We start from the raw sequence: 19,472 nt of genomic DNA, 5'->3' as shown, positions 1-19,472 counted from the left end.
TGAATATCGCTCGAAGTATCCATTATATGGGGTTAAATTCTGTTACTTTAGAATAAATTTAAATTAAAACTTTCCTAAAAGTCAAAAAGTTTCAAGTTTTGGGCAAAGTTAGTCAAATGACGGACAAAAACTAAATTATAAGATATGCTGAAAGTAGAACATATAGGAATAGCTGTAAAAGACCTTGAATCTTCAAATATGCTGTTTCAAACGCTGTTTAACAGTGCGCACTACAAAATAGAAAGCGTGGCATCAGAGCATGTAAATACCTCGTTTTTTAAAGTAGGTGAAACCAAGATAGAATTGCTGGAGGCTACAGATCCAAATTCTGCAATTGCCAAATTCATCGAAAAGCGTGGTGAGGGGATCCATCACATAGCTTATGAAGTAGCCGATATACATGCTGAAATGGAACGATTGTCCAGGGAAGGGTTTACTTTGCTGAACGACAAACCCAAAAAGGGTGCAGATAACAAACTCGTTTGCTTTCTACACCCCAAGAGTACTAATGGAGTTCTTATTGAATTATGTCAGGAAATTACTTCTGACGTTTAAAGCTTTTAAAGGTTTTAGGCTCTGTTTTTCCGTACTGAATGGAATTATAGTGCTTTAATTTCTTCTTACCCACCCTGGTCTTGTACTGGGGCTTGGGTCCGCATGCGGATAAAAGTATTACACCAACTACTAAAAAACTCACAAATTTCATTATAGCTTTCATACCCATGTTTAATAGCATCTTTTTAGTTATTCATTGATACAAGAGCGTACACAGTTTGTAACCGGTGCTATTAGTTATAAAAGATATACGTGTACCTTTGCGCGACGAAGTGCATATAGTGCCGATGAATTTAGCATAACAAGTATTTATGGAAAATAAAAGAACTGAAATAAGCGATTTGGGGGAATTTGGCCTGATAGACAGGATCAGCCAAAATTTTACCTCCGTAAATAACGAAACCGAACTGGGTATAGGTGATGATGCTGCAGTGCTCAACAGCTTGGGCAGCCGTATCATAGTTACTTCTGATATGCTGCTGGAAGGAGTGCATTTTGATCTCTCCTTTACCCCCTTGCAGCACCTTGGTTATAAAGCTGTCGCGGTCAATGTGTCTGATGTGGCCGCTATGAATGCCATACCCAAACAAATTACGGTTAATCTCGGGTTGAGCAACAGGTTTTCAGTGGAGGCTGTCGATGAGTTTTATAAAGGAGTAAAGGCTGCTTGCGACAACTATAAAGTAGACCTTATTGGAGGGGATACCACTTCTTCAATGAGCGGGTTGGTGATTTCTGTTACGGCCATTGGTATGGTTGGGCAGGATAAAATTACCAAACGGTCAGGAGCGAAGGAAAAGGATGTGATATGTGTTACCGGTGATCTTGGGGCGGCTTTTATTGGTTTGCAGATACTGGAAAGGGAGAAGCAGGTGTTTATGGCCAATCCGGATATGCAACCTCAATTGGATAAGTATGATTATATTGTACAGCGTCAGTTAAAACCAGAGGCAAGAATGGGTGTTGTCCATGAATTGGCCGAGCTTGATATAGTGCCCTCTTCAATGATTGATATATCCGACGGATTAGCTTCCGAGCTGCTTCACCTTAGCAGGCAATCCGGTATGGGTATGAAAATATATGAAGATAAACTGCCCATAGATAAACAAACCTACGACACCGCCGTTGAGCTGGGTATTGACCCTACGACAGCGGCGCTGAATGGAGGCGAGGATTACGAACTGCTCTTTACCGTATCCATGGATGATATGGAAAAACTTAAAAAACATGCCGATATTCATTTTATTGGCTATGTGCAGAGCAGTGATAAAGGAAATATCATGGCCACCAAAGGTGGTAATGAAGTTGAGGTAACAGCTCAGGGCTGGAGTCACTTCAAAAAGCCGTAAAATAATAAAAGATAGATGTCAGTTGAGCCTTTAACGAGGCTCAACTTATTTCAGGGCTTGATCAATCTTCAGGGTAGGGGATAAACAGGAAGTTAGTGAAGTCATTGTCCACTACAAACAAACAACAGAATTCATCCGGGTCTTTGTACGCTTTCTTAAAAGCTTCGATGCCGTCTTCTCCCACTATTTCCCGCTGTACAAACTCATCCAGGTACGAGGCATTATAATTCCAGTTTATCGCCAGCTCTTCTTTGCCAATCAGCAATTGGCCTATGGGCAGATCTATTTTTGAAATAGGAAATATTGGATAATCAGAAAACTTTCTTTTCCTGATTTGGTAAGATGCTTCCTTGAGTGTATCCGCCACTACTACAAAGTCTTCGGAGATCTGTCCCAAATATTTACCGTTCAATTCAGGATCGTTATCCATAACGAAGTTATTTTTTTAGATTTAACAATATGTAATGTTACAAACTTTTTTCTGTACAGGCTAAACCTTAGCTACAGTGAAATGATTTATTAACCCTTAGTCAAACCAAATTCTTGAGATGAATAAATTTAAAGTTTTTTTATCTGTTCTTATTTTACCCTTTACCCTATTTGCCCAGGACCCTTCAAAGGAAATAGCAGATTCCCATACTCGCCGGAAGGCCTTGGCGGAAAAATCTTTGCTAAAGGGCTATGAGGCCAGGAATATCGGTCCTGTAGTCCAGGGAGGACGGATTGTAGACATAGCCGTAAATGAAACCAACTCCAAAGAATACTACGTGGCATATGCTTCGGGAGGGATATTTAAAACCACCAATCGGGGGATAACCTTTTCACCTGTTTTTGATGATCAGGATGCCCTCGGTATTGGAGACATGGCGCTTGCCCCTTCGGATAGCAAAATACTCTATGTCGGTACCGGGGAAAACAACAGTAGCCGGTCGAGCTATGCAGGTTCAGGTGTCTATAAAACAGCCGATGGAGGCAAAACGTGGCAGCACCTGGGGCTAAGCAATACCCAACACATTGGGAAAGTTATAGTCCATCCTCAGAACCCGGACATTGTGTGGGTTGCTTCCGTGGGAGCCCTCTACACGCACAATGAAGACCGTGGTGTTTATAGAAGTACCGATGGAGGGAAAACCTGGAACAAAACCTTGTTTGTAAATGATAGCACCGGGATCATTGACCTTGTGATCAACCCGGCAAATCCGGACCAGCTTTGGGCGAGTGCATGGGAAAGAACCCGGAAAGCCTGGGATTTTAAAGGCAGCGGCCCCGGTTCGGGGATATACCGCTCTGATGATGGAGGACAAACCTGGTCAAAAACTATGGATGGTTTTCCCGAAGGGGAGATAGTAGGGCGCATTGGTTTAAATGTCAGCGCATCAAGTCCTAATATTATCTATGCTTTTCTTGATAATCAGGCTACAGTGAAGAAGGAGAAAAAGAAGAAAGAAGACAAGAAATTGAAGCTAACCGATTTCAGGGACATGACAGCGCAGCACCTCCTTGACCTGAGTGATGACCAGCTCAATGAATTTCTAAAGGATAATGGTTTTCCTAAAAAATACAATGCTGAGCGTATTAAAAAGGAAATCAGGCAAGGGAAATATCAGCCTGTAGCTATAGCCGAATATTTTGGTGATGCCAACGATGCTTTGTTCAACACCTCAACCGTAGGAGCAGAACTATATCGCTCCGACGACTATGGTGATACCTGGAAGAAAATGAATAGCTATGATCTGGAGGGGGTTTATTTTACCTATGGTTACTACTTTGGAGAGGTGCGTGTAGCGCCTGATAATCCTGATCTGGTTTATATTTTTGGAGTACCACTTTTGAAGTCTACTGATGGAGGTGTCACCTATTCAAGGCTCGATACCATAGGCGACGTCCACGTAGATCATCAGGCACTTTGGATCAACCCCAAAGATTCTCAGCACTTGTTGCTGGGTAATGATGGAGGACTATATGAGAGCTATGATGAAGGAGCAAACTGGAGACACATCAATAACATGCCTGTAGGCCAGTTTTACACGGTTAATGTAGATATGGACAAGCCATACAATGTATATGGCGGGCTCCAGGACAATGGTACCCTGGTTGGATCTTCCAAATCAGTGCCGAACAGAACAAAACACTGGGAGCAGCTTTTCGGTGGTGATGGCATGTTTGTTTCTCCTGATCCACGAGATAACAATATCGTCTATACCGGATTTCAGTTTGGAAACTATTATAGAGTCAATAGAAAAGAAAATGACTTTACCAAAGTAACACCCCAACACGATATTGGTGAAGATGTACTTCGCTTCAATTGGAGAACGCCATTGATCTTGAGCGATCATAACCCTGATATAGTCTATATCGCGTCTCAAAGACTTTACAGAAGTTTGGACAGAGGTGATAGCTGGGAGGCGATCAGCCCTGACCTTACTAAAAACAAGCCTCAGGGAAATGTCCCATTCTCGACAATTTCAACGGTTTCCGAATCTCCGCTTAAGTTTGGGCTGATATATGTAGGAACTGATGATGGTAATGTTCACGTAAGCAAAAGCTCCGGAGGTGAGTGGATGGACATATCCGAAGGCTTGCCCAAAGACAAATGGATAGCCAGCATATTTGCTTCCCCCCATCATGAAGGTGAAGTATATGTAAGCCTTAATGGCTACAGGGAAGATGACTTTAGTACTTACATCTTCATGAGTACGGACTACGGTAAAAGTTGGAAATCCCTAAAGTCGAATTTACCCGAAGTAGTGGTTAATGACCTGATCCAGGATCCCGTTAATCCCGATTTGCTGTACTTAGGCACTGATCATGGTACATATACCAGCTTTGATAAGGGCAATACATGGATGATGGTAAACCAGGTGCCCAATGTAGCCGCTTACGACCTGATGGTTCACCCCAGAGAGAACGAACTTGTCGTTGGCACTCACGGCCGAAGCATTTATATTATTGATGTTAAGCCTTTTCAACAAGTGGCAGGAAATACTGATGTAGCTGTTAAAATATTTGGAGTAGAAAATATACGCCACTCTGAAAAATGGGGAGAAAAGCAGTATCCTTATCTAAAATCTTTTGATCCGGAAATGGATATCCGATATTATGTAGGAAAACCCACCCAAAGTGTTTCGATAGAAATATATAACGAAAACAACGGTTTGGTGCGGAAAATAGAAGGTAATGGGGCTGCCGGATTCCATAAAACAAAATGGGATGTTAAGACCACTTCATATGGAAAGAAGAAAAAGAAAGACGATCAGGAGTGGGGGTATGCAGGCAAAGGGAAGTATACCATAAAAGTGGTTAATGGCTCAGTAAGCGATAAGGCGAGTTTTGAAATAAAATAAAATCAGGCAGGCACCGGATGTTTGAATTTTCCGGTGCCTTATTTCTTAATTATGTTTCAACCATTCCTGGACAAAAGCTTGTAGGTCAGGAAAAAACCTTTTAAAATCGTTTTCAAAGTCATTATAATAAAGGTCTAAATCGTGTACAGCTTCCTCCATTTTTGAATTAAAAGAGGTCCTTCTGGCCATACCTGTAAGCGCATTATTGATCCCATTTTTCTTCGCATAACTTAGCAGCCAGTTATGCTCAATCATGTAAGGCAGCATATATCTTACACCTTTTGGAAGACGGTCTTCATAAGATTGTATAAGCTTGTAAACATGTTGAGCGAAATCAGCCAAGGACATTTTGTGAAATTCCGCCCAGTGCGTTGCCAGGAAATGATCATAAAACATGTCGACTATTACCCCGGCATAATGTCGGTATTTACCCCAGAGCCTTTTCTTGCTCTCCGTTACTATGGGGTGATGGTCAGTGTACTCATCTATATTGCGGTGGAGTAAAATACCTCGCCGAATATTTTCGCTATAGGCTTCATAGGCCTTTCCTTTTACAAAATCACCAATAAAATTTCCTACCATTATTTCTTCGTCATTACCGGATAAATATAAATGGGCAAGAAAATTCATAAGGTTATTTGTTTAGGAATGTTGATTGTTAGGACAACTTGACCAAAATTTAGCCAAATTAAAAAATAGTGAGCAGTAAATTTATAAGCGGGCACCACTGGCCTTTCTGGTGCATTATACGTAATTTATAATAAAACCGGTCACTCCAAGGTTGAGTTTGCGTAAAATCAAATATATTTAATGTCTCATTTTAAAAATCTATAAAAATGGAGGATAATCCACACTTAAACATCCTGGTACAACTGGCCAAGATTGACGGGGATACCGATGATGCAGAGCTTGAGCTTATACGTCAGATTGGAATATCCAGCAACGTTGATCCTGACGATATTGATGCTATTATAGCTAAAACAGCCGCTGAAGACACCATTCCATCTTTGGAACACCTTACTAAAGAGGAAAAGATAGAATTAATGGCAAACCTTGTTTTGGTGATGAAAATAGACGGAAGGATACACAAGGAAGAAATGAAGTTTTGCCTGAAAGTTCTTAAGAAATTGGGTTATGAAGAAGATGCTCTTTTTGACCTGGTTTCGACCACATTGGTAGACCCTGAAATGGAAATAACCAAAGAGGATATACAACGAAGAGCAGAACTGTACTTAAAGTTAAAATAACACACCGAATTGACATATACCGATGTTTATGGACAAGCCCTGTCCGACTACTTTAACAATGGCATTGCATCGCCATTGTTACTGCACAATAACTATGGGGAACCTGAGGAAATGCCCATAGAGTTTTTTTTTAGAAATGAGGATGATCTTACCGACCTTGAACAATATGCATTGCACCTATGCCAGGGCAAAACGCTGGACATTGGTGCTGGAGTTGGTGTGCATAGTCTGATTTTGCAGCAGGAGCTGGATGTTACCGCTTTAGAAACATCAGGTAAAGCCTGTGAAATAATGCGTAAAAGGGGAGTGACTAAAGTGTGTCACCAGGATATTTTTCAATGGCACACCGATAATAGGTATGATACACTACTGCTGTTAATGAATGGCACAGGCATTTCAGGAACCAGAAGTAACTTCACTGATTTTTTGCACAAGCTAAAGTCATTTTTGTCGGATGGCGGCCAAATCGTTATAGATTCGAGTGATATTTCGTATCTCTATGAGGGAGATTTACCAACTGACAGATATTTTGGAGAAATAAAATATCAATACGAGTATAAAAATGTGCAAGGAGAATGGTTCCCATGGCTATACCTCGATCAAAATACTTTGGTTGCAATAGCTGCAACATGTGGATTTGAAACTCAGATAGTATATCAGGGCGATGAAGATGAGTACCTTGCTATATTAAAGGTTTTTTCATAATAGACTTATTCTTATATTGGTAGGCTCAACACGCAACCTACAAAACATATGCAAAAGATATTTCTGATCTCATGTTTGCTGTTCTTTACAGGGATAGCCATAAACCTTCATGCGCAAAAAACATTCATACATTGCGGCCAACTGATAGATGGGAAAAATGATAAAGTCATGAAAGAAATGACTATTGTCGTTGAAGGCGACAAAATTGTAAAGGTTGAAAAAGGATATACGCAAGCTGCTGAAAATGAAAAAGTAATTGATCTGAAAAGTAAGACTGTACTTCCCGGATTGATGGATATGCACGTCCATATTGAAGGGGAAACCAGTCGCGACAACTACATTAAAAGATTTACCTTGAACGAGGCCGATATTGCTTTTAACTCAACCGTATATGCCAACCGAACTTTGATGGCAGGTTTTACTACCGTTCGTGACCTTGGAGGAAGCGGTGTCAATACAGCTTTAAGAAACGCAATCAATGCGGGTAAGGTGATAGGGCCCAGAATATTTTCCGCCGGTAAGTCTATTGCCACGACCGGAGGACATGCTGACCCCACCAATGGCTACAGGCATGATCTGATGGGAGATCCGGGACCAAAAGAAGGAGTGATCAATGGTGAAGATGAGGCCAGAAAAGCTGTAAGGCAGCGATATAAAAATGGAGCAGATGTGATTAAAATAACAGCCACGGGTGGTGTGTTAAGTGTAGCCAAAGATGGTTCAGGGCCTCAATTTAAAATGGATGAGCTTAAAGCAATTGTTGAGACTGCAAAGGAATATGGTATGATTACCGCTGCCCATGCACATGGGGCAGAAGGCATGAAAAGGGCAGTGGAAGCCGGCATAACTTCCATTGAACACGGAACCATGATGACCCCTGAGGTAATGGATCTGATGAAGCAAAAAGGGACCTACTATGTGCCTACCATTTCAGCAGGAAAATTTGTTGCGGAGCAGGCAAAAATCGAAGGGTACTACCCTGCAGTGGTTGTACCTAAAGCCCTGGCTATCGGCCCACAAATACAGAAAACTTTCGCAGAAGCATATAAACGAGGCGTGAAGATAGCTTTTGGAACTGATGCCGGAGTCTTCCCTCATGGGGAAAATGGAAAAGAATTTGGTTATATGGTTGAAGCAGGCATGTCTCCCATGGAAGCTATAAAATCAGCCACCAGTGTAGCTGCCAAAATGCTTAATGCCGAAGACCTTGGGACTATAGAAGAAGGCAAAAAAGCAGATATAGTGGCTGTTAATGATAATCCCCTCGAAAATATCCATACTATGGAAAATGTAACATTCGTTATGAAAGGAGGGGAGGTTTATAAATCAGAGTAAACAGTACAGATGAGGGCTGCAAGAGGCTGCAAAGGAATTAATTGTCATTCAGGAAATTCTTTTGCTTGTATTTATAGGTCAGGTACGACAGTACATCTCCAAAGGTGTTGATACCTGCCATAACCTCTTCTGGTACCTGGCGGCCGTTCAATCGAGCTAGCAGAAGCCCATAAATACCATTCAGGCAGGCTTGTACTTCTTCTTTGATAAACCCGTTGGAAAAACTGATACTTTCATCAATATGAGGTTTGGCGGCAGAGTATATCTTTTGAAAACTCTTGTCAGACTCCTTGAGCTCATTCATTATTTGGGATAACTGGGTAACATAATCCTGAACCTCATCAAGATGTCCCTTTTCTTCAATGCCCTCAGTTTTCATTTTTTCCATTATATCCGCATACCATTTACTGATCTCTTCTTTTTCCCCTTCTTCGGCCGGAATATGCTTTATCACATACTTTTTTATCTGCTCCATGTCAAAGTCATAGACCCTGATCAGGTCTTCCGTTTGATACATGTGAATAATGTATTCGGATATGTTGTTTCTTTTTTTATTTTCAGCAATATTCATGGATAGTAGAGTATAAATAATTAGTATTCTGCAATGTTAATTAAGTAGTAATAATTATCTAATTTTGCACTTTAAAATCAGGTGCTAAAATCTCCATACGTAATATAACGAGCTGTTTTCTTTTGAGCAATTCGTAAGAAGTATCGTCCTGATTGCTAGGTAAATATTTTTTGGTAATATTCCGACGTAGCACAGTTTGAGGTTTGAAGCATTAGAGAGGAATCTTTTAGGAGAGGATAAACAAGATGGATAACATAAGGAATTTTTGCATTATAGCTCATATTGATCATGGTAAGAGTACACTGGCTGACAGACTGTTGCAGTCTACCGGTACGGTTGCAGATCGCGATATGCAGGATCAACTGTTGGATAACATGGATCTGGAGCGTGAACGTGGCATCACTATTAAAAGTCATGCCATACAAATGGATTATAACTTTGAGGGGAAAGACTACATTCTTAACCTCATTGACACTCCGGGACACGTGGACTTTTCCTATGAAGTATCCCGCTCCATTGCAGCTTGTGAGGGAGCTTTATTGATAGTTGATGCAGCACAAGGCATAGAAGCCCAGACTATTTCAAACCTCTACCTTGCCCTTGAGCATGATCTGGAAATTATACCGGTTCTGAACAAAATAGACCTCCCAAGTGCTATGCCTGAAGAGGTTACGGACGAGATCGTGAATTTGATAGGATGTGATCCCTCAGATGTGATCAGGGCAAGTGCCAAAGAAGGTATCGGCATCAGCGAAATACTTGAGGCGGTGGTGAAAAGGATCCCGGCGCCCAAAGGAGATGTCAACAAGCCATTGAAAGCGATGATTTTTGACTCGGTATTCAACCCTTTCCGGGGAATCGAAGTTTATTTCAGGGTTTTTGATGGTACAATCAATAAAGGGGACAAAGTTAAATTCGTCCACACAGGGAAAACCTATGAAGCCGACGAGATCGGGGTGCTAAAACTTAAGCAACAGCCTAAACAATCAATTAGTGCAGGTAATGTAGGTTATATTATTTCCGGTATCAAAGTAGCTAAAGAAGTTAAAGTAGGGGATACCATTACCCACGTAGATAAGCCTTGTGAAGCGGTTAAAGGTTTCGAAAACGTTAAACCTATGGTTTTTGCTGGTATTTACCCTGTTGAAACCAGTGAGTTTGAAGAGTTAAGAGCTGCCATGGAGAAGCTACAGTTAAATGATGCGTCCCTGGTTTGGGAGCCTGAGACATCTGCAGCTCTTGGGTTCGGTTTCAGGTGCGGTTTCCTTGGAATGCTCCATATGGAGATCGTGCAGGAGCGTTTGGAACGTGAGTTTGATATGACAGTGATCACTACTGTTCCTTCCGTGCAGTTTCATGCAGTAAAAACAGATGGCTCTATCCGGAAAATAAATGCACCTTCCGAGATGCCGGAGCCTAACACCATTTCTCACATTGAAGAACCATTCATACGGGCCCAGATCATTACAAAGTCTGAGTTTATCGGAAACATTATTGGTCTTTGCATGGAGAAAAGAGGTATTATCAAAAACCAGGTTTACCTCACGGCAGAACGGGTAGAACTTACCTTTGAACTACCTCTGTCAGAAATTGTATTTGATTTCTTTGATAAGCTTAAAACCCTTTCCAAGGGCTACGCTTCGCTGGACTATGAGCTTATTGGTTTCAGGCAATCGACCATGGTTAAGCTTGATATTATGCTTAATGGTGAAAAAGTAGATGCTTTATCAGCCATTGTACATAGAGATAAAGCATACGAATGGGGGAAGAGATTGTGTGAAAAGCTCAAGGAACTAATCCCGAGACAAATGTTCGAAATTGCTGTCCAAGCCTCTATTGGTACAAAAATTATTGCCAGGGAAACCGTAAAAGCAATGCGTAAGAACGTGTTGGCCAAGTGTTACGGAGGTGATATCTCCAGAAAGAGAAAGCTTTTGGAAAAGCAGAAAAAAGGTAAAAAACGTATGCGTCAGGTAGGTAATGTCGAAATACCACAAGAGGCATTTATGGCAGTACTTAAATTAGATTAATAGCAAATGGCAGATTCTTACACTATCCTTGATGGGAAAAAAATAGCTAATGAAATTAAAGACGAAATAGCCTCCGAAGTCAAGTCCATAGTGTCTGTAGGAGGGAAAATGCCACACCTTGCAGCCATACTTGTAGGCGATGACGGTGCCAGCCAGACATATGTAAACAATAAGATCAAAGCCTGCACCAGGGTAGGCTTTGAGTATACTCTCCTGAATTTTCCTGCTACCATTAGCGAAGCCAAGCTAATTTCCGAAATAGAGCGCATTAATAATGATGATGATATTGATGGCTTAATAGTACAGCTTCCGCTTCCTGCCCATATTTCATCAGCCAAGGTGACAGAGTGTATCCGCCCTGAGAAAGATGTAGATGGTTTTACAAACCTTAACTATGGTAGGATCACTTCCAAAAATCCAGGTCTTATGCCAGCCACTCCATATGGTATACTCGAACTTTTGAAAAGATACAACATAGAAATTAAAGGCCGTCATTGCGTAATGGTTGGGAACAGCAGGACTGTGGGAGCCCCTATGAGTATTATCATGTCTTATCACGAGTATGCCACGGTTACAGTTTGCCATATACACACGCAAAAGCTGGAGGAATTTACAAAACAAGCTGATATCCTCATCGTAGCCACTGGGAAGCCAGGTCTGATTAAAGGAGATATGGTGAAAGATGGAGTGGTAGTGGTGGACGTCGGTATCACACGGATTGATACAGACGAGAACGAACGTGGTTACTACCTAAAGGGAGATGTGGAGTTTGACGAAGTTGCTCCTAAAGCAAGCTACATCACACCTGTTCCCGGGGGAGTAGGGCCTATGACCATAGCCTCATTATTGTTGAATACCTTAAAGGCATCAAAAAAGAGAGCAGCACATTCAGCGTAGACTGAAATTTCTTATTGGTATTTCTCGTTACAGATTCATATGTTTAAGGAATCTTAATGCCGATATGAGAATACTTGTTGTTGTACTGCTGTCTATAGTCCCTTTTCTAACATTTGCTCAAGCTAACTTAAGCACCAAATCAAAAAAAGCTGCCGAATATTACTATCAGGCAGACAACTACCGGGTACGAGGTCAGTACACTATGGCCATTCAGCTATTGGAGCAGGCCATAGACAAGGATGATAAATTTCATGAAGCTTATTTTAGATTAGGTATCATCTATAAAGCCAAAGGAGAGCTGGATAAGGCAGAGCAACTATTGCTTAAAGCAGATAATTTGAGTGAAAAAACAGGGCCAGGCAATGCCTTTGAGCTGGGAGAATTATATCTTCTGAAGGCCGAGTATCAAAAGGCAATAGAGTATATAGACAGGTACCTGAGCGCCAATCCTCGAAATAGTCGAAGACTTGCCGATGCCAATAAAATTAAAAACGATGCTCAATTTGCTCTCGACAATATGGAGCTTGCTTCGGAATTTAATCCACGCCCGCTCAGTGATACTGTAAATGCCTTCCCTATGCAGTATTTTCCTATCGTTACGGTTGATCAGCAAGCAGTAATATTTACCCGTCGTCTGGGAACTACCATGAACCATGATGAGGATCTGGTGATAAGCCGTAAAAATGCAGATGGCCGGTGGATGCACCCAGAGTCTTTGTCAGAAAACATTAACTCTGAATGGAACGAAGGCACCTGCACCTTATCTGCTGACGGCAGAGTACTTATTTTTACATCCTGCTATGGTAGAAAAGGCTATGGGAGCTGCGATTTGTACATCAGCAAAAAGACCGGTGAAGAATGGTCTGAACCAGTAAACCTTGGGAGTAAAGTCAATTCATCCGCCTGGGAGTCCCAGCCGTCTTTATCTTCTGACGGCCGTACCTTATATTTTATTTCTAATCGTGGAGGAGGAGTAGGTGGCAGAGACATTTGGGTGTCTTATTTGGATGATAAGGAACAATGGTCAAACCCCTCTAATTTGGGGAGGTCAATTAATACACCCCATGATGAGGTTTCTCCTTTTATTCATCCTAACAATGTGACGTTATATTTCGCCTCCAATGGACTCACCGGGTTTGGTGGCTTTGATATATTTTATACCGAGCGAGATGATAAAAACTGGTCAGAACCCAAAAACATAGGATATCCCATAAATACAAGCGCTGATCAGGTCTCTTTATTTATAACGTCAGATGGCGAAAAGGGATATTATTCTCATGAGGTGACCAATGATCCCAATCAGAAAGGTAAGCTTTATGAGTTCAATGTACCTGCAAATGCAAAAGTTAAATACCGCACTTCATATGTTACCGGCCATGTTTTTGATGCAGTGACAAAAAAGCCACTTAAAGCAGGAATAGAGCTATATGACCTTAAAAATGAAGCCAGAGAAGGGTTTGTTTATTCAGATTCAGTTTCCGGAGAATATTTAATGGTGCTAACCGAAGGTTCTGACTATGCTCTCTATGTAAATAAGCCGGGTTACCTGTTTGAAAGCCTGTCTTTCGAGTATCAGTTAAATGAAGATCTGCAACCCGTTAAACTTGATATTTATTTGAAGCCCATCTCTGAGGGAGCAAAAGCAGTTCTCAACAATATCTTTTTTGATGTGGACAGCTATGCTTTGAAAGATAAATCCAAGACAGAGTTAAATAAACTAATAAGTTTTTTAAATGCTAACCCCAATGCCCGAATTGAAATCGGAGGCCATACAGATAATACAGGGAGCGGTGAATATAATCTTGACCTTTCATTAAGGAGGGCAAAATCTGTTTACGATTTTCTAATTGAAAAGGGCATCAATAAAGCACGTCTCAAATACAAAGGGTATGGTCAAAACATGCCCGCCTTTCCCAATGACTCAGACCTTCACAGACAGATGAACAGAAGGATTGAGTTTCAGATCATTAGGTAATCATCCCCCATTTTGGGGTATATAATTTTTTTAATCCGAATAATCTGTCGTGTCTACTCCAAATTGCAGTAAAATATTGATAAAATATTTTACCCTCACCAAATTTTATATTATGTTTGGACGTGATATATTTTAAATTTTAACCTAAACAAAACAATATGAAGAAGTTTTTACTACTTGGTTTCATGTTGACGCTCGCATTCACATTTAGTGAATCGTGGGCTCAAGAACGTACCGTATCCGGTAAGGTTACGTCCATCGACGATGGGACGGCCCTACCCGGAGTTAACGTTGTGCTGAAAGGTACAACCACGGGTACCGTCACCGATATCGACGGTAATTTTACACTTACTCTTCCTACAGGAGAGGGAACACTTGTGTTTTCTTTTATCGGTCTCGCAACAGAAGAGATATCTGTTGGAAGCAGATCCGTAATTGATGTTCAGATGTCCCAGGATGTGCAGCAGCTTTCAGAAGTTGTTGTGACAGCAGCAGGTATAGAGCGTGAGGAAAGAGCTCTTGGGTATGCAGTATCGACTGTAGACTCAGAAGAAGTACTAAAGGCCAGGGAGGCTAATATCGCAAATTCACTTTCTGGTAAAGTAGCTGGAGTTGATGTAACTGCATCTTCAGGTACTGTGGGAGCATCATCTAGAGTAGTAATTAGAGGAGCTGCTTCAATAGGAGGAAATAACCAACCTTTATATGTTGTGGATGGGGTTCCTATCAGTAACTCTAATATTGCGTCTGTAGATCGCTTTTCTGGCGTAGATTATGGTAATAGAGCCGGAGATATAAACCCAGATGACATTGAGTCATTAACTGTGCTTAAAGGTGCTGCTGCTGCTGCGCTTTATGGTCAGCGAGCTGCGAATGGAGTTATTATTATAACGACTAAAAAAGGGAAAAAGAATGAAAAAATGTCGGTTACCGTAAATAGTTCTATTCGTTTTGACAACCCTTTTAGATTGCCTGATTATCAGAATACATATGGGCAAGGGTCTATTAATAAACTGGATAGTGCCGGTACAGTCAGTTGGGGACCTAGGATGGATGGAAGAAGTTTCATTGCCCCTGATGGGACTACAAAGCGTTATGAAGCATTCCCAGACAATGTGGAAGATTTTTATGAAACAGGTAAAACTATAATTAACAGTGTTTCATTGGCTGGTGGCGATGAAAAATCTACTTATAGATTTGGTGTAACGGCGTTTGACCAGGAAGGAATTGTGCCTAATACTGAATTGAGCAAATTATCATTTAATATGAACGGTTCAAGAGAATTTAGTAATAAGTTTTATTCTAGTTTTGGAATAAATTATATTAGATCGAGAAATGATGGACGTCCAGAAACGGGATTTAATAATCCGAATGCCGTGGCTTCTATTGTAACTGATATACCTCGCAATATTGATGTTGAAGGATTACGAGATTATATGAATGAAGATGGCACACCTAAATTATTTTTAGGATTGACACAGAACCCTTATTTTTCGTTAAATGAGAATGTTTTTACTCAGAATGTAGACCGAATGTTTGGTTTCGGCCAAGTTGGTGTAAAGCCGTTGGATTGGATTAATATCTCTTGGAAATTAGGAGCAGACATTATTAGGGATAAAAGAAAGCAAATTTATGTTCCCAACTCTGTTGGTGCTGCAAATGGACAGTTTTGGACGGATCGAATTTTTGAATCGCAGATTAATTCTGACCTAATTGTAACAATTAATAGGAACCTTACAGATGGTCTGAATGCTAATTTGATTTTAGGTCATAATGTTAATGAAATTTATGTAGAAAGTTCATTTAATAGAGGTCAGGACTTGGTTGATCCTCAGTTGTTTATTCCTGATAATGCCACTGTCAATACTCCTTCAGAAACAGTTTTGGATAGGAGAAGGTTGTATGGGGTTTTCTTCGATTTAGGTTTTTCGTATAATGACTATCTATTCTTAAATATTACGGGGAGAAATGACTGGAATTCCACTCTTCCTAAGGATAATCAATCTTATTTCTACCCTGGAGTGAGTGCTAGTGCGGTGTTAACGGATGCATTTGATTTGAAATCTAATATTCTTTCTTACGCAAAATTAAGAGCTGGATGGGCTCAAGTAGGGGGATATTCGGATCCATTTACTTTGCAGTTTACATTTATACCTCAAACCGATATATTTCAGTTGTTTGGAGTGGATAATTCATACCCTTTCAATGGTATTCCTGGGTTTGCTGGAACTAACCAGATTCCTAATTCTGAACTTGAGCCAGAGATCACTAGTACATTTGAAGTAGGTACGGAGCTTCAGTTTTTTAATAGCCGTTTGATATTAGACGCGACTTATTATCATTCAACAACCGATAATCAAATTATTGGTGTGAGTGTAGCCCCTAGTACAGGCTTCTCCACTCAGTTGCTAAATGCTGGAAGCATCGTTAACAAAGGAATAGAATTAAGGTTAGAAGGTACGGCATTGCAAATCGGTGATTTTAAATGGGTGGCAACTGTTAATTTTGCTAAAAACGAAAATGAGTTAGTTGAATTACTTGATGGTTTTGATAATACTGATGTTCCGGGTACAAGAACAAACCCTAGCCTTAAGGCATTTGTAGGGGAGCCTCTTGGTACTATTTTTGGTTCAGGGTGGAGACGCGACCAGAATGGCAATTATTTAATAAATCCAGATAACGGTCTTAGGTTAGATGAAGAAGGAGTTAAGCTCGGTAACATTACTCCAGATTTTCGTCTCGGATTTCAAAACGAATTCAGATTTAAGGGGCTTTCTGTAAGTGCTCTGATTGATTGGAAACAAGGAGGTGAATTGCATTCGCAGACTATACAGAATGTAAGAGCATCTGGAGTTGTTACAGAAACAGAAGCAGGTAGAGATATAGCATATATTGATAATGGGGTTATTTTGCTTGAAGAAGATGAAGAAGGTAATGCTGTCTCAACTAAACCTAATGATATAGCAATTACAGCACAACAATTCTGGCAACAGCAAGATGACGTTGATGAAGATGGAATATTTGATGCAACTTATGTTAAGTTGCGAGAAGTAAGAGTCGGGTATTCTCTACCCAAATCTTTGATTGAAAATACTCCTTTTGGTAGAATTGAAGTTGGTTTTGAAGCAAGAAACTTGGCTCTTTTATATTCTAAAATACCTCATATTGATCCGGAAGTGAGCTTCTACGGTCCTGGGAATGCTCAAGGAATAGAAGCATTTAACTTGCCTACTACTAGGTCATATGGTTTCAACGTTAGGCTAACATTCTAACATTAAAACAAGAATTAATTATGAAAAAAAATATAATATTACTTTTTGTTGGGTTGTTTCTCTTGAGTTCTTGTGAAAAGGATTTCTTAGATGTTAATACAAACCCAAATAGATCTACGGATGTGCCACCTGGTACACTTATGATGAATGCTGCAATTTCTCTTTCCCAAGTAAGGCTTACAACCTTAGGGCCTGACGGAGCAGCATATATTCAGCATTGGAAACCAATTGTAGTTCTTACGGCTCCAGATACTTACGGCTTTAGTGAGATTGGAAATAATAACTTTTGGGAGTTTACCTTTTATCAGGACATTATCAAAGATTTGAATCTAGCTATTGGTTTGGCTGAGGAAGAAGGAAATCAAAACGTTATTGCTCAGCTTAAAATTCTACAAGCATTTGCATGGATACACGGAGTTGATAGGTGGGGAGAAATGCCTTTCTTTGAATCTAATAATCCGGAAATTCAGTTTCCTAAATATGACGATGGGGCATCAATTTACCAGGGAATACTTGACTTAATAAATGATGGTCTCAGCAGAATAGACTTGAATAACCAAAGTGAGCCTTTTACAATTGTAAACTTTGATCATATTTATGGTGGAAATATGAATAATTGGGAAGCCTTCGGTAATACCTTAAAACTTAGGGCCTTAATGAGGCTGTCTTATGTGCAAGACCGATCTGCTGAGGTATCTGCTCTATTGAGTTCCGGTGCAAACTTTATAGATGATATGGACGGGGCTGAAGATGCGAAGTTTAGGTATTTTCCAACACGAACTAATCAAAATTTTGATTATGCTACATTTGATAACTTTACCCAGTTTAACTCATTTCTGCCTAGTGCTTCGGATAGACAGCATCAGGCGTGGAGGTTAGCTTCTAAGAATTTAGTTGATATGCTTACAGATGAAAACGATCCTCGTTTGAATGCATTCTTTGTTCCAAACTATCAGAATGCCGGAGGCGTTTTTGAAGGGGCTGTTAATGGTGCTGCACCTTTACCTGCTGCAGTAGATAGAGGTTATGTCTCTCCGTTTTATATTAGCCAGGATAAATCTGATGATTGGCTGTTAGCATCTGAGTATTATTTGCTTGCAGCTGAAGCATATGAGAGAGGTCTAGCTACAGGGAATGCTCAGCAAGCATTGGAGAACGGTGTAAGAGCTCATATGAATATATTTGATGGTAGTGCTCAGGAGATAGATGAAGTAGATAAAGATGCATACATTGCTTCGTTGGATGTAACAGCAGGCGGTGAAGCTCTTGTTCAAAGAGAACTATACAAAGCATTATTCTGGAATGGTGTTGAGGCATGGTCTCACTGGAGAAGAACAAAACAGCCAGCCCTTACACCGGCTGCTGGGGGGCCAATATCTACCGTTATTAGTAGAATTCCATTACCACAGTCTACACTGACCAATAACCCTAATGCTCCTGAGGTTTCTCCTCTGAGAGATAAGCCGGTATTTTTTGAAAAACAATAAATGTATATTAAGATGAAAAATATTTATTTATATATATCATGTTTGTTGGTGATTGTTTCATTAGCATCGTGTGAAGAGGACTATGATAATCCGATTGATGGCTTGGAGCAAACTAATTTGTTTGTTCAATTTGCTGCTAATACTCCTGAAGAAGTGGAAACAGTTGAGGGTGGCGAAGAAGAGGAGTTTACTGTTCAGGTTCCTATTTCAATGGAGGCAGATTTGATAGCTGAGCTTTCTTTTAGCGGTGACGCCGAATATGGTGTGGATTTTGATATAGCTGCTGACAGTTTAGTGTCAGCGTCTGAAACCGGTGCGAAGCTATTCATTGAATACACTAAAACAGACAATAGTGATGTAGTTGTTGATCAAACAAATTTTACTATTAAGTTTTTGGATGATGCTATAGCCGATGGCGATAAAACCTTGATTGTTACATTAACAGGAGCAGTGGGTGCGACAGACAACTCTATTAAATTAGATGGTGGTAGGGGGGCTATTAGGAAAGAAATTAATTTTAATATTGCGGATAATGAGTAATGAAGGTTTAATGCTAACTTAAAATTTGGATATTTAGAGGCTGTTTCAATAGGCTCAATAAATTGGGTCGGCGAGGTTTATCGCTGGCCCTTTTATTTTTAACACAGGGTGTTATAGCTTAACCTGCTTATCTCGGGGCTTCCTTGAAAATTAGTTGAGAAACAA

The 19,472-nt window shown here is 40.4% G+C and carries 15 protein-coding genes; 12 read left to right on the top strand and 3 right to left on the bottom strand.

The annotated features are described in order from the left end of the window. Positions 1–144 precede the first annotated feature (144 nt). Positions 145–555, top strand: coding sequence for a methylmalonyl-CoA epimerase (gene mce / locus E1163_RS15800; RefSeq protein WP_155173423.1), 411 nt, complete (start codon positions 145–147; stop codon positions 553–555). A 311-nt stretch (positions 556–866) separates the two neighbouring features. Further along, complete coding sequence (gene thiL / locus E1163_RS15795) at positions 867–1,904, top strand: thiamine-phosphate kinase (protein ID WP_155173422.1); 1,038 nt, start codon at positions 867–869, stop codon at positions 1,902–1,904. Between the two features lie 61 nt (positions 1,905–1,965). Here the strand turns inward: thiL and E1163_RS15790 are convergent, their stop codons facing one another. Next, complete coding sequence (locus tag E1163_RS15790) at positions 1,966–2,334, bottom strand: hypothetical protein (RefSeq protein ID WP_155173421.1); 369 nt, start codon at positions 2,332–2,334, stop codon at positions 1,966–1,968. 118 nt (positions 2,335–2,452) lie between these two features. Here E1163_RS15790 and E1163_RS15785 point away from each other — a divergent pair, with 118 nt between their 5' ends. Further along, positions 2,453–5,248 carry a VPS10 domain-containing protein gene (locus E1163_RS15785; protein ID WP_155173420.1) on the top strand — a complete coding sequence of 932 codons (2,796 nt, stop codon included), beginning with the start codon at positions 2,453–2,455 and terminating at the stop codon, positions 5,246–5,248. A 45-nt stretch (positions 5,249–5,293) separates the two neighbouring features. Here the strand turns inward: E1163_RS15785 and E1163_RS15780 are convergent, their stop codons facing one another. Further along, entirely contained in the window at positions 5,294–5,878 is a 585-nt protein-coding gene (locus E1163_RS15780) for an acyl carrier protein phosphodiesterase (RefSeq protein WP_155173419.1), read from the bottom strand. Positions 5,879–6,084: 206 nt separating this feature from the next. Here E1163_RS15780 and E1163_RS15775 point away from each other — a divergent pair, with 206 nt between their 5' ends. Genes E1163_RS15775 through E1163_RS15765 form a run of 3 tightly spaced genes read left to right on the top strand, consistent with a single transcriptional unit; the run spans position 6,085 to position 8,535 of the window. Next, positions 6,085–6,495, top strand: a complete 411-nt coding sequence (locus E1163_RS15775; protein ID WP_155173418.1) for a tellurite resistance TerB family protein — start codon at positions 6,085–6,087, stop codon at positions 6,493–6,495. Between the two features lie 9 nt (positions 6,496–6,504). After that, complete coding sequence (locus E1163_RS15770) at positions 6,505–7,200, top strand: class I SAM-dependent methyltransferase (protein ID WP_155173417.1); 696 nt, start codon at positions 6,505–6,507, stop codon at positions 7,198–7,200. Positions 7,201–7,248: 48 nt separating this feature from the next. Next, the gene (locus tag E1163_RS15765; protein ID WP_155173416.1) at positions 7,249–8,535 is read left to right on the top strand and encodes an amidohydrolase family protein; all 1,287 of its coding nucleotides are present in this window, start codon (positions 7,249–7,251) and stop codon (positions 8,533–8,535) included. Positions 8,536–8,572: 37 nt separating this feature from the next. On the opposite strand, the gene E1163_RS15760 is transcribed toward E1163_RS15765, so the two are convergent. Next, positions 8,573–9,106 (bottom strand): DUF4924 family protein, encoded by a 534-nt coding sequence (locus tag E1163_RS15760; protein WP_155173415.1) that lies wholly within the window; start codon positions 9,104–9,106, stop codon positions 8,573–8,575. Between the two features lie 245 nt (positions 9,107–9,351). Here E1163_RS15760 and lepA point away from each other — a divergent pair, with 245 nt between their 5' ends. The 6 genes from lepA (at position 9,352) to E1163_RS15730 (ending at position 19,307) form a co-directional block, all read left to right on the top strand. Continuing rightward, positions 9,352–11,136, top strand: a complete 1,785-nt coding sequence (gene lepA / locus E1163_RS15755; protein ID WP_155173414.1) for a translation elongation factor 4 — start codon at positions 9,352–9,354, stop codon at positions 11,134–11,136. Positions 11,137–11,142: 6 nt separating this feature from the next. Continuing rightward, a complete protein-coding gene (locus tag E1163_RS15750) occupies positions 11,143–12,033 on the top strand; it encodes a bifunctional 5,10-methylenetetrahydrofolate dehydrogenase/5,10-methenyltetrahydrofolate cyclohydrolase (protein ID WP_155173413.1) in 891 nt (296 codons plus the stop codon). 64 nt (positions 12,034–12,097) lie between these two features. Beyond that, positions 12,098–14,008, top strand: a complete 1,911-nt coding sequence (locus E1163_RS15745) for an OmpA family protein (RefSeq protein WP_155173412.1) — start codon at positions 12,098–12,100, stop codon at positions 14,006–14,008. Positions 14,009–14,166: 158 nt separating this feature from the next. Beyond that, positions 14,167–17,280 carry a SusC/RagA family TonB-linked outer membrane protein gene (locus tag E1163_RS15740; RefSeq protein ID WP_155173411.1) on the top strand — a complete coding sequence of 1,038 codons (3,114 nt, stop codon included), beginning with the start codon at positions 14,167–14,169 and terminating at the stop codon, positions 17,278–17,280. Between the two features lie 20 nt (positions 17,281–17,300). Continuing rightward, the gene (locus E1163_RS15735) at positions 17,301–18,767 is read left to right on the top strand and encodes a SusD/RagB family nutrient-binding outer membrane lipoprotein (protein ID WP_155173410.1); all 1,467 of its coding nucleotides are present in this window, start codon (positions 17,301–17,303) and stop codon (positions 18,765–18,767) included. Between the two features lie 12 nt (positions 18,768–18,779). Next, positions 18,780–19,307 (top strand): hypothetical protein, encoded by a 528-nt coding sequence (locus tag E1163_RS15730; RefSeq protein WP_155173409.1) that lies wholly within the window; start codon positions 18,780–18,782, stop codon positions 19,305–19,307. Positions 19,308–19,472 lie beyond the last annotated feature (165 nt).

It is taken from the genome of Fulvivirga kasyanovii (genome assembly GCF_009711405.1).
Taxonomy (GTDB): Bacteria; Bacteroidota; Bacteroidia; order Cytophagales; family Cyclobacteriaceae; genus Fulvivirga; species Fulvivirga kasyanovii.
The sequence above is the reverse complement of the archived record's forward strand: the minus strand, read 5'-3'. Positions and strand labels throughout refer to the sequence as shown.